At 34.2% G+C, this 15,478-nt stretch carries 16 protein-coding genes and 1 tRNA gene; 10 read left to right on the top strand and 7 right to left on the bottom strand.

All coding sequences use genetic code 11. The features are described from left to right. Positions 1-473: 473 nt before the first annotated feature. The 5 genes from ACUSJC_RS11145 to ACUSJC_RS11165 form a co-directional block, all read right to left on the bottom strand. Positions 474-555, bottom strand: a tRNA-Tyr gene (locus tag ACUSJC_RS11145). A 164-nt stretch (positions 556-719) separates the two neighbouring features. Next, positions 720-1,838 (bottom strand): redoxin domain-containing protein, encoded by a 1,119-nt coding sequence (locus tag ACUSJC_RS11150; protein ID WP_449269641.1) that lies wholly within the window; start codon positions 1,836-1,838, stop codon positions 720-722. Between the two features lie 128 nt (positions 1,839-1,966). Then, on the bottom strand, positions 1,967-3,376 hold the full coding sequence (locus ACUSJC_RS11155) for an MBL fold metallo-hydrolase (RefSeq protein WP_449269642.1): 1,410 nt from the start codon (positions 3,374-3,376) through the stop codon (positions 1,967-1,969). A 71-nt stretch (positions 3,377-3,447) separates the two neighbouring features. Continuing rightward, entirely contained in the window at positions 3,448-4,227 is a 780-nt protein-coding gene (locus ACUSJC_RS11160) for a sulfite exporter TauE/SafE family protein (protein ID WP_449269643.1), read from the bottom strand. After that, the gene (locus ACUSJC_RS11165; RefSeq protein WP_449269644.1) at positions 4,227-4,859 is read right to left on the bottom strand and encodes a Crp/Fnr family transcriptional regulator; all 633 of its coding nucleotides are present in this window, start codon (positions 4,857-4,859) and stop codon (positions 4,227-4,229) included. The genes ACUSJC_RS11160 and ACUSJC_RS11165 overlap by 1 nt, the downstream gene beginning before the upstream one ends. A 145-nt stretch (positions 4,860-5,004) precedes the next feature. On the opposite strand from ACUSJC_RS11165, the gene ACUSJC_RS11170 reads away from it, so the two are divergent. From ACUSJC_RS11170 to ACUSJC_RS11190, 5 genes are all read left to right on the top strand, one after another. Next, a complete protein-coding gene (locus tag ACUSJC_RS11170) occupies positions 5,005-6,105 on the top strand; it encodes a fatty acid desaturase family protein (RefSeq protein ID WP_449269645.1) in 1,101 nt (366 codons plus the stop codon). Positions 6,106-6,203: 98 nt separating this feature from the next. Further along, on the top strand, positions 6,204-7,844 hold the full coding sequence (locus tag ACUSJC_RS11175) for an AMP-binding protein (protein ID WP_449269646.1): 1,641 nt from the start codon (positions 6,204-6,206) through the stop codon (positions 7,842-7,844). Positions 7,845-7,850: 6 nt separating this feature from the next. Next, on the top strand, positions 7,851-8,390 hold the full coding sequence (locus ACUSJC_RS11180; protein WP_449269647.1) for a hypothetical protein: 540 nt from the start codon (positions 7,851-7,853) through the stop codon (positions 8,388-8,390). Next, positions 8,378-8,758, top strand: a complete 381-nt coding sequence (locus tag ACUSJC_RS11185) for a hypothetical protein (RefSeq protein WP_449269648.1) — start codon at positions 8,378-8,380, stop codon at positions 8,756-8,758. The genes ACUSJC_RS11180 and ACUSJC_RS11185 overlap by 13 nt, the downstream gene beginning before the upstream one ends. A gap of 58 nt (positions 8,759-8,816) precedes the next feature. Next, complete coding sequence (locus ACUSJC_RS11190) at positions 8,817-9,833, top strand: TQO small subunit DoxD (protein ID WP_449269649.1); 1,017 nt, start codon at positions 8,817-8,819, stop codon at positions 9,831-9,833. A 40-nt stretch (positions 9,834-9,873) separates the two neighbouring features. Here the strand turns inward: ACUSJC_RS11190 and ACUSJC_RS11195 are convergent, their stop codons facing one another. Continuing rightward, complete coding sequence (locus ACUSJC_RS11195) at positions 9,874-10,149, bottom strand: ATP-dependent Clp protease adaptor ClpS (protein WP_449269650.1); 276 nt, start codon at positions 10,147-10,149, stop codon at positions 9,874-9,876. Between the two features lie 54 nt (positions 10,150-10,203). Continuing rightward, positions 10,204-11,037 carry a 50S ribosomal protein L11 methyltransferase gene (prmA, locus tag ACUSJC_RS11200; RefSeq protein WP_449269651.1) on the bottom strand — a complete coding sequence of 278 codons (834 nt, stop codon included), beginning with the start codon at positions 11,035-11,037 and terminating at the stop codon, positions 10,204-10,206. A 152-nt stretch (positions 11,038-11,189) separates the two neighbouring features. On the opposite strand from prmA, the gene ACUSJC_RS11205 reads away from it, so the two are divergent. From ACUSJC_RS11205 to ygiD, 5 genes are all read left to right on the top strand, one after another. Next, on the top strand, positions 11,190-12,344 hold the full coding sequence (locus ACUSJC_RS11205; RefSeq protein ID WP_449269652.1) for a porin: 1,155 nt from the start codon (positions 11,190-11,192) through the stop codon (positions 12,342-12,344). 42 nt (positions 12,345-12,386) lie between these two features. Beyond that, the gene (locus tag ACUSJC_RS11210; RefSeq protein ID WP_449269653.1) at positions 12,387-13,220 is read left to right on the top strand and encodes a CvfB family protein; all 834 of its coding nucleotides are present in this window, start codon (positions 12,387-12,389) and stop codon (positions 13,218-13,220) included. 66 nt (positions 13,221-13,286) lie between these two features. Then, complete coding sequence (locus ACUSJC_RS11215) at positions 13,287-14,261, top strand: YheT family hydrolase (RefSeq protein ID WP_449269654.1); 975 nt, start codon at positions 13,287-13,289, stop codon at positions 14,259-14,261. Further along, positions 14,251-14,529, top strand: a complete 279-nt coding sequence (locus tag ACUSJC_RS11220; RefSeq protein ID WP_449269655.1) for a hypothetical protein — start codon at positions 14,251-14,253, stop codon at positions 14,527-14,529. Before ACUSJC_RS11215 ends, ACUSJC_RS11220 begins: the two co-directional genes overlap by 11 nt. A gap of 116 nt (positions 14,530-14,645) precedes the next feature. Continuing rightward, positions 14,646-15,476 carry a 4,5-DOPA-extradiol-dioxygenase gene (ygiD, locus tag ACUSJC_RS11225; protein WP_449269745.1) on the top strand — a complete coding sequence of 277 codons (831 nt, stop codon included), beginning with the start codon at positions 14,646-14,648 and terminating at the stop codon, positions 15,474-15,476. The last annotated feature ends 2 nt before the right edge of the window (positions 15,477-15,478 follow it).

Genomic DNA, 15,478 nt, shown 5'->3' on the forward strand with positions numbered 1-15,478 from the left:
TTAAATGTTAAGAGAGGAGCATTGTTATATTTCTTTGCAGTTAAGGATATTTATTCTTTGATTGTGTTCAATTCAGAGTCCTGTTTTAAATAGAATGAACAAAAACATTTAAATAAAACATTTGGGAAGGATTACTTGTTTTTTGTTTGTTATCCTGAAGGGGAAGCTTATATTCGTTTAAAATATCGCTTGTGAAACGGTCTTGGCTACGCTTTTGAATATAAAACTTCAAAAAAACGTTTAGATAAAGTATTTAAGATAGATTACTCGCTTCGCTCGTGATCCTGAGTAAGGAAACCTTACTCAAACAAAAAATCCCAAAACATTTATAAAAGTAAACTTGATTTTTAGATATGCAATATCACGAAATCAGGATTAGCTTCGCTTTTCCTGCAAAGCTACGCTTTGAAAATAAAATCAATAAAAAAACGCCTAAGCAAAGCTTGACGTTTTTTGTTGATTCTATTTATTCGTGGGGAGAGCAGGATTCGAACCTGCGAAGGTGTAACCAGCAGATTTACAGTCTGCCCTCGTTGGCCGCTTGAGTATCTCCCCAGCCTGTGCTTATCTTGTAAGAGGTTGCAAATATAGGATTGTTTTTAAAACTTACAAACACAAAGGACATTATTTTTTAAATTATTTTTTAAGTATTTGTAAATGAAAAACATAAAAAAATCTCCCAAAAGGAGATTTTTTTATAAATGGTATTTTAAGAGGAATTATTCGCCAAAAAGCTCTTTTAACTTAGTATCTAATTCAGCACCTCTTAAGTCTTTTGCAATGATAATTCCGTTTGCATCTACAATAAATGTAGCCGGAATTGCTTTTACATTGTATTTTTCAGCAATAGGGTCTTCCCAAAATTTTAAATTAGAAATATGAGTCCATGTCAGACCGTCTTTAGCAATAGCTTCTTTCCATTTTGCTTCGTCTTTGTCTAAAGAAACTCCAATGATGTTTAAGCCTTTTTCATGGTATTGGTTATATAAGGCTACCACGTGAGGGTTTTCCATACGGCAAGGACCACACCACGAAGCCCAAAAATCGATAATGGTTACTTTACCTAAAGATTCTTTTAAAGAGATTTCTTTTCCTTCCGGTGATTTAGCTGAAAAATCCGGTGCCTTTTTACCGATTTCAACCGAATTAGCCGCTTTTACAATCTTATCGATGCTTTTAGCCGCTCTGGTTTCTAATAAGCTTTTTTCGAAATTATCAAAACGTTTTTTAGCTTCATCAACGGTAATTTCTTGACGTAATAACTGATTCTCGGTTAATAGAATGCTTACAAAACTTTTAGGGTTTTTAGTAATGATTTCTGCAGGTACAGTCGATAATTCTGATTTGAATTTTTCCAATTCTCTCATTAATCCATTCATCGTTGCCGTGTCCTGAGTTGCCTGAGCTGTCATGAATTTCTCTTGGTTGTTTTGTTGGTAAGACATTATCTTTTTGTAAACTACAGCATTTTTATTTGAAAAATCTTGAAAAATCTCATTTTCTGCAGTTCCGGCAATTTTATTATTTTCTAATGAATCTTTATCAAAAGTGATTTCGATAGCACCATTTTCTAAGATAAAAGGAATCCCGTTGTTTCCTTCTATAGTTAAGAAACCTAATTCAGGAACCGAAGCATCACCTTTAAATTCAAATTTTCCGTTTTCAACAGTCACGGTATCTTTGGCTACTAATTCATTTTCTCCTTGAACTTGTAAATACACTTTTGTTCCGTTGTCAACTCCTTTAGTGTTTCCGGTGATGGTAAACGCATTTTCAGTACCTTTTTGACAGGAAACGAAAGCTAAAGCGGTTACTGCTAATAAAGCAAGTTTTTTCATAAATTGTTCTTTTGTGTTAAAGTTTGGACAAAATTACTCCTTTTCAGGGTTTTTAAAAGCAATATTTATATTAATTATTTCATAAAAAAATCAGGCTAATAGCCTGATTCTCTTTAAAAGTATATGTTTTACTTTAAAGTAGAAGGGCAAACATATTGCGTTAATTCTACATTAGTGTTTCTTATTCCTCCCATTCCTTTCTCTACATTGATCATGTTGTGGTAGCCTCGAGCTTTCATAATAGACGACCAAATGACTGAACGATAACCGCCGGCGCAATGCACATAAAAAGGTTCGTCTTTAGGTACTTCTGCTAAATGATCGTTTAAAAAATCAAGGGGAATGGTTTTGGCATTAACAATATGCTCAGCGGTGTATTCGGCAGGTTTTCTGGCATCAATAACAATAGCATCTTTGTAGTGTTTTGCAAACTCTTCCGGACTTACCGAAGCCATAGAATCAGTTTCAAATCCTGCAGCTTTCCAAGCCTCAACGCCACCTTTTAAATAGCCTAAGGTGTTGTCGAAACCAACTCTTGATAAACGAGTCACGGTCTCTTCTTCTTTGCCTTCCGGTGTAATTAAAAGAATAGGTTGTTTCACATCTTTAATTAAGGCACCAACCCAAGGGGCAAATTGACCGTGTAAACCAATGAAAATAGATCCCGGAACGTGTTCTTTTACAAATTCACTTTCGTGTCTCACGTCTAAAACTAAAGCTTCCGTTTGGTTAGCCACAGCTTCAAATTCAGCAGGAGCAAGTGGTTTGTTGGCTTTTTGCATTACGTCGTCTAAACTTTCATAGCCTTGAATGTTCATCATCACATTTTGAGGAAAATAAGCAGGAGGAGGCGTTAAACCGTCTAAAAGCTCTTTTTTGAATTCCTCAACGGTCATATCGGCGCGCAACGCATAATTCGTTTTCTTTTGGTTGCCCAAAGTATCGGTAGTTTCTTTACTCATGTTTTTACCACAAGCACTTCCGGCACCGTGATTGGGATATACAATTAAATCGTCAGCCAAAGGCATGATTTTATCACGTAGCGAATGGAATAATTTTTCGGCTAAGATTTCCTGTGTTAGGTTTTCTACCAATTTTTGAGCCAAGTCCGGACGACCAACGTCACCAATAAATAACGTATCACCTGTAATGATGCCGTGTTGTTTACCGTTTTCATCGGTAAGAAGGTAACAAGTACTTTCTAAAGTGTGTCCCGGTGTATGAATGGCTTTTATGGTATATTTTCCGATTTTAAATTCTTGTCCGTCTTCAGCAATGATAGCTTCAAAATTGGGTTTTGCCGTTGAACCATATACAATTTGGGCACCTGTTTTTTTTGCCAGATCTAAATGTCCGGAAACAAAATCGGCATGGAAATGGGTTTCAAAGATATATTTGATGGTTGCATTATCTTTTTGGGCTCTATCAATATAAGGTTGTACTTCACGTAGAGGATCAAATATCGCAGCTTCACCATCACTTTCAATATAATAAGCAGCATGAGCGATACATCCTGTATAAATTTGTTCTACTTTCATAAGACCATTTTTTAGTTTTCTAAGTGTAAAATTAGGGAACTTTTCATAAAAAATAAGTAACTACAGTTACATTATAACAATTCTTTAAATAAAATAAACAATGCCATTGCTAAAACAAAAAAAGCAAATCCTTTTCTCAACAGTTTTTCGTTTATAAATTTACTAAAGTAAGATCCTATAAAAACTCCGATAATGGAAAAAGCGGTAAAACCCAATAAAAATTTCCAGTCGATTGTTAAGTTTTGAACGTCGCCAATGAAACCAATAAGGGAATTCATTGAAATAACGAATAAAGAAGTTCCAATTGCTTTTTTCATGGAAAGGCGAGCAAACAAAACCAAAGTTGGAATAATTAAAAAGCCACCTCCTGCGCCCACAAAACCAATTACAATTCCAATAAAAAAAGTTTGAAACAATAAAATAGTAAGTGAGGTTTCTTTAGTTTCACTGGTGTTTTTTTTAGTTTTCAGCATCGAATAGGAAGCCAAAAGCATAACAATTGCAAAAAAGATCATCAAAAACGAACCTTTGCTGATTGAGAAATTATCGCTTTGGAAAATAAAATCGGGGAGCAATGGAACCAAAAACTTTCGAGTAAGGTAAACGCCAACAAATGACGGAATGGCAAATATGAATCCGTTTTTAACGTCGACTAATTTTTTTTGATAATTGTGAATGGCACCAAAAACGGAGGTTGTTCCCACAATGAATAGGGAATAAGCCGTTGCTGTTACCGGATTAATATGCAGTAAATAAGTCAACACCGGTACCGTCAACATAGAACCACCACCGCCTGTTAAGCCTAAAACTAGTCCGATGAGTAATGCTCCTAAATAGCCAAGAGTTTCCATTACAATACTAGAATTTCAATTTTGTTACGGTTGAGTTTTATTTTTCCATGAAGCTCTAAACTTTTCAATAATCGGGAAACCACTACTCGGGAAGTATGCATTTCATAAGCAATTTCTTGATGTGTCGTATTGATTTCGGTACTGCCTAAAACTTTGGCTTTATCGGTTAAGTATTTGTACAAACGTTCGTCTAAGTTCATAAAAGCTAAAGTGTCAATAGCTTCTAGCATTTCTTTTAAACGAATGTTATAACTGTCAAAAACGAAGTTTCGCCAGGTTTTGTATTTGGTCAACCATTCTTCCATTTTTTCAACAGGAATCATCAGTAAAGTTCCGTCGGTTTCGGCAACTGCACGAATTTTACTTTTGGCTTGTCCCATGCAGCAAGTAAGTGTCATAGCGCAAGTGTCGCCTCTTTCTAAAAAGTAAAGCAATAATTCGTCTCCATTATCATCTTCACGCAAAATTTTTATGGCACCACTTAAGAGTAAAGGCATCGTTTTGATGTAATCGCCGATTTCAATTAAATAATCGTCTGCTTTGAATTCTTTATAAGTAGCAACTTTGTTGATCTCTTCAATGAGTTCTTCTTCAAATATATAGCCGTATGATTGTTGTAGTAGTTCTTTCATTTTTTAGTTATAATAGTTTTGTTTTTATTTATTGGTAGTGTAAAGGTAACCTTTTCCGATGGTAAATGTATGTAACAAAAGTTACGATAAAATAATAGTTTAGTTTTTTAAAAAGTTTTATTTTTGTGTGAATAATGATTTTTTCATGGAAAACCTAGTAAGGCCTACCTTTAAGAGACCATCAAAAGAAGATTTTTTTAAAAAATTGATCAAAGAAGTACAAGAAAATGTGCTTCAAGACAAAAGTATCCAACGTAAGAATATTTTTAAGGCACTACTTTTATTGTTTTTGTATTGTGCTTTCTATGCTTGTATCCTTTTATTTGGAAATAATACCCCGGCTTTATTTACTTTTTATATTTTAATGGGATTCAGTATGATTATTTTGTTTGTGAATTCCTTTCACGATGCTGCTCATGATGCGGTTTTCTTCAGTAAAAAGCAAAATCGGTTGTTTTGTCACGTAGTGGAATTATTTGGAAGTAACAGTGAAGTTTGGATTCAACGTCACATACAATTGCATCACCCGTATCCCAATGTACAAAATTGGGATTGTGATATCAAACAAAGTGATTTAGTACGTTTATTTCCGAATAGTAAATGGTATAGTTTTCACCGATACCAACATATTTATATGTGGTTTTTATATCCTTTTTACACGTTGATTTGGTTATTTAGTCGTGATTTTAAAGACTTTTTTGGCACCAAAGACAATTACTTAAAAAGAGTATATACCATTCCAAAAATAGAATACTTTAAATTATTTGCAGCCAAAATATTCAACCTGTTTTATATGTTGGGCGTTCCGTACTTGGTTTTGAACCAACAATTTTCAACGATATTATTAGCTTGGTTTATTATGCACTTGCTATCGAGTATTTTAGGAGTTGTAGCATTAATTTCTACCCACGTTGATGAAGAAGCGGTTTTTCCAATGCCGCCGGAAGATGGTAAATTTGATTTAACTTGGGCGGAACACCAATTGACGGTAACTAAAGATTTTAGTGCCGGAAATCCTATAGCCGATTTTCTGTATGGAGGATTTACACATCATGTGGCGCACCATTTGTTTCCAACCGTTGGACATACATATTATCCATACATTACGCCAATTATTAAAAAATATGCAGCAGAGTACAATTTACCTTACACTTGTTATCCTGCTTTAGATGCCGTAAAATCGCATTTTAACTTATTGAAAAGAAGCGGAGTAGGGCAAAATATATTCAATGGTTTTGAATTGTAGCTTAGATTTTTGATAACGTTTCACGAATAAAAAGTGTTAATAATTGTCTGTTTTAGTTAAATAGCTATAAATTTGTTATCCTTAAAAAGTAGAATAGGATGACATCAATTGCATACGTAAGTGGTCCTTCTGATATTCCATTATTAGGAGAAACCATTGGACAAAACTTAAAAAGAACAGTAGATAATTTCCCGGATAATATTGCCTTAGTTGCTTTACAACAAAATTACAGAGCTACCTATAAAGAATTTTGGCAACAAACTACAGCATTAGCCAAATCACTTTTAGCATTAGGAATTCAGCAAGGCGATAGAGTAGGAATTTGGTCACCCAATCGTTATGAATGGACGTTATTACAATATGCAACCGCTCGAATTGGCGTTATCTTAGTGAATATTAATCCGGCGTATCGTTCTAGTGAATTGATTTATGTTTTGAACCAATCGGGAACCAAAGTATTGATTTCGGCACTTCAGTTTAAAACAAGCGATTACAAGAAGATTGTCAAAAAATCCGAGAAATTCTGTAAAAAGTTAAAACAGACACTATATTTAGATCAGGATTGGGAACAATTATTAGCTCTGGCATCTACAATTTCGGATGAAACTCTTGCTCAAGTTGAAGCTCATGTTCAGTTTGATGATCCTGTAAACATTCAATATACTTCGGGAACAACCGGTTTTCCAAAAGGAGTAACACTCTCGCATCATAATATTTTAAATAATGGCTATTTCATTGGCAAACGTTTGCATTATACTGAAAAAGACAAAGTGTGTATTCCTGTGCCTTTCTATCACTGTTTCGGAATGGTGATCGGAAATTTAGCATGTACCACATCAGGAGCGGCAATGGTGATTCCTGCGGAAAGTTTTGATCCGCAATTAACTTTGGAAGCAGTTGAAAAAGAACAATGTACATCGCTTTATGGCGTGCCAACGATGTTTATTGCCGAATTGCAATTGCCGAATTTCGATTCGTTTAATTTAACCAGTTTACGCACCGGAGTAATGGCAGGTTCTCCTTGTCCGGTAGAAGTAATGAAACAAGTACAATCTAAAATGTACATGAAAGAAGTTTCCATTTGCTACGGAATGACAGAGACCTCGCCGGTATCCACACAAACGTTAATCGGAGCACCATTGGAAAAACAAGTAAGTACTGTTGGGACGATTCAGGATCATTTGGAAATAAAAATTGTCAATCCTGATACCGGAGAAATTGTACAAAGAGGCGAATCGGGTGAATTGTGTACGCGAGGCTATTCGGTGATGTTGAAATATTGGGAAAACCCGGAGGCGACAAGTTTCGTGATTGATGATGCTAATTGGATGCACAGCGGCGATTTGGCTGTTATGGATGACGAAGGCTATATCAATATTGCAGGAAGGATTAAAGATGTAATTATCAGAGGAGGAGAAAATATTTCGCCTAGAGAAATTGAAGAGTTTCTATATACCCATGATCTGATTGAAGATGTTCAGGTTATCGGAATTCCACATGAAAAATTCGGAGAAGAAATTATGGCTTGGGTCAAATTAAAAGCAAGTACCGAGCTCTCTCAGGAAGAATTGATGTTGTTTTGCAAAGACCAAATCGCACATTACAAAGTGCCAAAATTTTGGAAATTTGTAGACAGTTTTCCAATGACCATTACCGGAAAAATCAGAAAAGTAGAAATGCGTGAAATTTCAATAAAAGAATTGGGCTTGGAAGATTTATTGAAGATCAAAACAAGTTAAAAGTTCATGAAAGTTTACAACCGAAGCAATTTTCACAAACACACATTTTGTATTTTTAAGCAAATTCCAAAGGAAGAAGAGTTGCAAATACTCTTTACTTACAAAAGTAAATCGGGTAGTGAATATTGTTTTACCGATGAAGGTGTGTATCGCAGATCAAGCCACTGGGGAAGAGCTGCTAATTGCCGTTGGATTTTAACCGAAACAACCGACTATAAGAATCAAAATGTAGTATGTGGTTTTGCCCATTGGACCGATTTTTATCCGAATAATGAAACCGATACTTTGTTTTTTATCGTCGTCGATTGGATCGAAAACAAAGTAAATTACCAACACAAAAGCGCTCCGAATTATAACGGACAATTCTTGCGAACAGCCACAGAAACAGCCAAACGCATTAAAGAAATCAAAAGTATTCTTTATCAAGACGATTGGGCAAAATACTTAAAAATTGAAGATTTAGAAAAGAGTAGAGCAATACTTGTAGAACAATTGGTTAATACCAAAACTCAATTGACAAAACTAAAAAGCGAATGGTTACGATAAATAACAGACAAGTAAAAAAGCGACAAACTTCTTTTTTAAAAGGAGTTTTTTTAGCCTTGTTGCTAGTATTTGTTCCATGTAAAGTTCGCAATTTTATAGAACGAAGTTTAGATATTGAGGTTTCAAAATCGAATGTTCAAATCAAAACGACCTGTAAAAAAGAGTGTAATTTACAATTCTACTCAAAGCAGCAGGTTCGGAAAAATGCACCAATAGCAGATGGTGGAATATTCCTCGAAATAGTTCCTTCTGGTTTTAATGCAATAAAAAACTGGAGTAATAAAGTGATACTTCAAACTCGTCAAAAGGCGAGAACTTCAATTCCATTTTATGTACTGTTTCAGCAACTAAAAATTAATCTTGTGTAGTTAAAAAATCAGTTTTCCTTTAGGAAATAAAAAGAGTTTTTAACAAAATAAAGAGAATATGAAAACACAAGAATCTTCGTATGATCTAGCTGCACTATTTGCATTAGTATTACGTTTAGTAGTAGGCTGGACTTATTTTTCTGCTTTCTGGCGCAGAACCATTTTAGAAAATAAATTAGATCCCGAATTATCGGGCTATATCGGCGAGAAGTTCAATCATTTTTTGCCCAATGCCATGGGTATAAAACCCATTATAGAATATTTAGTTACCCATCCGGAAACCTTACATAAGGCAATGATTTCGTTTACCGTCATAGAAGGTTTAGTTGGTTTGTGCATTATTTTAGGATTAGCAACACGTTTAATGAGTGTAGGGGTGTTTAGTTTGGCTATGGGAATTTTATTAGGTTCGGGTTGGTTGGGCACAACTTGTTTAGATGAATGGCAAATAGGTGTTTTAGGGATAGCTTCCGGAGTGATGTTGTTTTTTTCAGGAGGAGGAACTTTTTCCTTAGATCATTTGCTCAAGCAAAAAAATAGCACTTTTACAAATAAAAATGGGTTTCCTCTCTTTTTTTCAGGAGATTTACCTTGGAAAGCAAAAACGTTGAATACGGTTGTGCCTCTTACAGCTGTTATTGTTTTGGGACTAACGCTGTATACAAACCAAGTTTTTCATGGAGGACTTTGGGGAACATTACACAACAAATCTGTAAAACCTAAAGTTGAAATTTCCAACGCTATTTTGACTTCTGATACATTACAAATGGATGTGTATAGGGTAGAAGGAGCCGATGTATATGGTTCATTTTTAATAGAAATAAATCTTTTAGATGCAGATAATCAGGTGATATGGTCAATGAATCAGAAAGAACTTTCTAAATTGAAACCCAATGAAATTAAAAATTATTACATCGCAAAGGTTAAACCGGGTAAGCATAGTTTAGTGTTGCCTTTAGGAGCCAAAGCGCAATTGAATTTTGTGTCCAATGATTTTCAGAGAATAAAAAATCAAGTGGTCAAAATACAACTAGTAGATATTAGTGGCTTGCAATGGGAAACTAAAATCAAATAAAAAAAATCCCGAAGTCAACAAAAACTTCGGGATTTTTTATTTATTGTATTTCAGCGCTTAAACCGGCATCTAATAAGGCTGAACACTGCGGTTTCAAATCATCATAGCTTCCGGTTTTTACAGTACATTTTCCGGTATAATGAACCAAAATAGCGCATTGCTCCGCTTGTAAAGCATCATGTTCACAAACTTTGATAAGCGTTTCTATAACATGGTCAAAGGTATTTACATCATCATTAAACAAAATGATTTCATGGTTAATACCTATTTGTTCTTCTACTAAAACTTCTTCCTGTACTTGTTCGAGTGTGCTCATTTTATTTTAGTTAAAAGTTTGAATATCAGTGCAAAATTAATAAAATTTTTAAAATTATTTGGTGTATTTCAAAGCAACCCAATTATTGCGTTCTTTTTGTCCTTCAAATTTCAAACCTTTAGCAGTACAACTTTCGTCAATAACTGCAATATCTTCTCGGTAAAAACCACTTAATAACAAAACTCCGTTTTCGTTTAAACAATCAATATACGTTTGCATATCGTTTAAAAGAATATTTCTATTGATATTTGCTATAATTACATCGTAATTTTTGCCTTCTAATAAAGCAGCATCACCTTCATAAACTGTGATATGATGGCAATTGTTACGCTCAATATTCTCAATAGAATTCAAGTAACACCAGTTATCAATGTCAATAGCATCTATAGGTTGAGCTCCTTTCATTTCGGCTAAAATGGCTAAAATAGCCGTTCCGCATCCCATGTCAAGCGTTTTTTTACCTTTAACATCAGTTTCTAACAAATGTTGAATCATCATGTGAGTGGTTTCGTGGTGTCCGGTTCCAAAACTCATTTTAGGTTCAATCACAATTTCGTAAGGGGCATTGGCTGTTTCATGAAATGGTGCTCTAACATAACATTTTCCGTCTACATCAATAGGTTCGAAATTTTTTTCCCATTCTTCATTCCAGTTCACTTGCTCAATTTGTTCGATAGTATATTCAACTTTAAAATTTGGATTTTCAAGAATATGAACATCAGTTAAAATGTCTTCTGACCATAAATCTTTTTGAATATATGCTGAAAGACCTTCTTCTGTTTCTATAAAGCTTTCAAAAGGAAGTTCGCCTAATTCAGCTATTAAAATTTCGCTACCTAATTCTCTAGGATCTACTTTGAAGTGGTATCCCACATAAGCATTTGACATAATTTAATATTTTTTACAAAGTTAAGTAAAGAATAATCTTTTATACTAAATAATTTTATTTTTGCAGTTCAATTAACAACAACACAACAACAATGAGATCTTTTTTTACTGTATTGCTATTTTTTATCCTTTTTTCTGCAAATTCTCAGAAAATGGATTCTTTAAAGAATAACGATATTAGGCTTGAAGCTTTACCGTATTACAGTTATGGTAAAGGACTAGGAATGACTTCACCTGATAGTTTATTTCAGTTAAACATTCGTTTTCGAATGCAAAACAGAGTCACTTATTTTAACGAAGAAGGCAAAGACAATCGTTATGAAGCGCATATTCGCCGTTTGCGTTTACGTTTAGACGGTTATGTTTGGAATCCTCATTTTTTATATGTTATTCAGTTGTCTTTTGCACCAGGAGATGTAGGTTCGGTTCATGATGGCGACAATATCAATATTATTCGTGACGCTGTTTTTATTTATCGACCAAGTAAGCACTGGAATTTTATGTTCGGACAAACAAAATTACCAGGGAACCGTCAGCGTGTTAATTCTTCAGGGGCTTTGCAATTAACGGATAGAAGTATTAATAATGCAAAATTTACTATTGACCGTGATTTTGGTTTTCAAGCGTATTATTTAAATGAAGAAAAAGATGCTTTCTCCTATAATATAAAAACAGCAGTATCGACAGGAGAAGGACGAAATTGGACGCAGACTTCTGATGATGGAGTGGCTCTAACTGGTAAACTTGAACTAATGCCTTTTGGTTCATTTAAGAAAAGGGGTATTTATTTTGAAGGAGATATGGCTAGAGAGGAAACGCCTAAATTGATGATTTCGGGTGCATTCCAACAGAATAACAGAGCAGTCAGAACCAATGGACAATTAGGACAATTATTGTATTCACCTAGAACCACTCGTTCTTATTTTGCAGATGCCATGCTAAAATACAATGGTTGGGCTTTTATGAGTGCTTACATGCAGCGCCAAGCTAAAGATTTGGTTACATATAATCCTGATGATGTTACCGATTTTAATTATGTATACGCCGGTTGGGGAACAGATTACCAGTTGAGTTATATTTTTAAAAATAATTTTGAAGTTATCGGTCGATTTTCAAACCAATTTGTTGCTGAAGAAATTAAGCCTTTTACGCCAGATCAAAAACAATATACTATTGGCGTGACCAAATATTTAAGAGAACATGCTTTTAAAATGCAAGCCGAATTAACTTTTGACGAAAAGGAATATTACACCGGCGATGTAAAAAATAATTGGTATTTGCGTTTACAATTAGAAATCGGAATCTAATTCCAAAGCATTTGCTTACCTTTGCCTCATATTTAAAAGAAAATGTTGCAAATAGGAGAATACAATATACTTAAAGTTTTACGCGATACTAAAGTAGGTCTGTTTTTAGGAGATGAAGAAAACGATGTTTTGTTACCTAAAAAATATGTTCCAAAGGAATTTTTCGTTGGTGATGAAATGAAAGTTTTCATTTACCTGGATCATGAAGAACGTCCGGTGGCGACTACTTTAAAACCATACGTAAAACTGCATGAATTTGCGCATTTAAAAGTAAACTACATCAATCAATTTGGAGCTTTTTTAGATTGGGGATTAGAGAAAGATCTTTTTGTTCCGTTCAAAGAGCAATCTAAACCAATGGAAGTAGGTAAGCGCTATTTGATTTATATGTATTTGGACGAAAAAACCAATCGTTTAGCAGCAACAAGTAAAGTTCAAAAGTATTTTTCAACTGAAATTCCGGCTTTTGAGCCTAATGAAGAAGTAGAAGTAATGATTTCACATTTTACCGATATGGGAGTGAATGTCATTATTGAAAACCAATATAAAGGTTTAGCGTATGCCGATGAAGTGTTTAAAGATCTTAAATTAGGTAAAAAAACGAAAGCATATATCAAACAAGTACGTCCCGATGGAAAAATTGACGTTTCCTTCAAAAAAATAGGAACAGCAGCTATTGATGAAGACGCTCAGTTGATTATTGACGAATTAAAAGCAAATAATGGTTTCTTAGGGTTGCACGATAAAAGTCATCCCGAAGAGATAAAAACCATTTTGCAAATGAGTAAAAAAGCGTTTAAAAAAGCAGTCGGATCTTTGTACAAAGCTAAAATAATAGATATTAAAGAAAACGGAATTTTCTTGGTGAAAGTTTAAAATAAAAACCCTGTATAAATTAAGTTACAGGGTTATTTTTTTGAAAACAAATTCTTAAATTAGAGTATGCCATTTATAGAACATTCAAGATACAACAATTCGGTTCCTTTTATTCATAGGAATCCTCATATTTCCACAATTTACGCTGGAAAGTTTAAAAGTTTTCCTGCGCCTGATTACCAAAGGGAAATTTTAGAATTAACGGATGGCGATTTTTTGGCGGTTGATTATAAAGTGACCAATGCAAAAAGAGCAGTAGTGCTTTGTCATGGATTAGAAGGAAATTCGCAACGAACTTATATTAATAGTTGTGCTGATTATTTTTTGAAAAACGATTTTTCTGTTTTTGCATGGAATAACAGAAGTTGTAGTGGCGAAATGAATCGTTTGCCTCGTTTGTATCATCATGCTACGATTGACGATTTAGATGCTGTAATTCAGTTTGCGCTTTCCAAAGGTTTTTCGGAATTGTATTTGATTGGTTATTCTATGGGCGGCGCGCAAGTCATGAATTATTTCGGAAGAATGTCTACAATTGACGAACGAATTAAAGCCGGAGTTTCCGTTTCGGTACCGGTAGAAGTCAAAGCGAGTGCCGATTCGTTAAAGAAAGGGTTCAACCAAGTGTATATGAAAAATTTCATGATTGATTTGACTAGAAAGCTAAAAATCAAGGCTAAACAATTCCCTGATTTGATTGATCTGAAAAAATTGAATAAAGTAAAGAACTTTGACGATTTAGACGATAATTTCACAGCTCCAATGCACGGATTTATTGATGGTAAAGATTATTACTATCAGGTTTCGCCTGCCCGAAGTATTGAGAATATTCAAAAACCAATATTAGTTTTAAATGCTTTAGATGATCCCTTTTTAGGGGAAGGTTGTTTTCCGGTACAATTGGCTTCTAAAAATGATTTTATTTATTTGGAAACACCAAAACATGGTGGACATTGTGCGTATCCGTTAAAAGATAGCAAGTATTCGTATGCTGAGTTGAGAGCTTTAGATTTTTTTAATTCGTTAGAGCATGAAAGATAAGATTTATGTCATATTGAGTTTGTTTTCTACTTTTCTTTTAGTTATTGGAATTATTCAGTTATTTCCGGAAATTTATTTCTTTGGATTGCGTTTTTCTGTGATTTGGATTCCTATTTGGTGTCTGACATTATGGCTGCCTTTTTACGGAATTATTGAAATTCTTAAACGAACTGATGAAATTAATTACTCATTATGGTTTGCTTTTTTACTCAATCTTTTCAATTTTTTCTTGGTTGCTAAACATCTTGGTATCCAATTGTTTTCATAATTAATTTTTTCTAAATATATACTGCCAATTCAAAAAATGGTATTACATTTGTATATACAAATGTTGTTATGAAAAGAAATGATTTTTTAAAATTAATTGCAGGAGGTACAGTTATGATGAATATACAACCGTTTTATAGTTGGACTCAGGATTTGAAAGAAAATGATACCCTGATGCCGGTTTTATTTATAGGTCATGGTTCGCCCATGAATGCTATTGAAGATAATGAATTTTCACGTCGTTGGGAAAAAATGGGGCAGGAGATACCTAAACCTAAAGCTGTTGTGGTAGTTTCAGCACATTGGTTGACCAAAGGAACTTTTGTAACTGCTATGAACCAACCGAAAACGATTCACGATTTTGGAGGTTTTCCACGTGCACTGTTTGAAGTAGAATATCCGGCTCCGGGTGAACCCGGTTTGGCTTCTGAAATTCAAAAGTTAATCACTAATCCGGCTGTTGAACTAGACCACGATTGGGGATTAGATCACGGAACTTGGTCGGTAGTGAAACACATGTATCCTAATGCTGATATTCCGGTTTTGCAATTGAGTATCGATTATTATAAACCGGCGCAATACCATTATGAAGTGGCCAAACAACTTTTAGCTTTGCGTAAAAAAGGAGTGCTGATTATAGGTAGCGGAAACATGGTGCACAACTTGCGTATGGTGGCTTGGGACAAAATGAATGTTGATAATTTCGGATATGATTGGGCAATCGAAATGAATGAAATATTCAAAAACAAAATTATGAATAAAGATCATAAAGCCTTATTTGATTACCCAAGCTTGAATAAAGCAGCTACTTTAGCCATTCCGACACCAGATCATTATTATCCGTTGATTTATGCTCTGGCTTTGCAAACCGATAATGATAACGTTGAGTTTTTTAACGATAAATTAGTGGCTGGATCATTAACAATGACTTCAGTAAAAATTGGTTAAAT

It is taken from the genome of Flavobacterium sp. U410 (genome assembly GCF_053570605.1).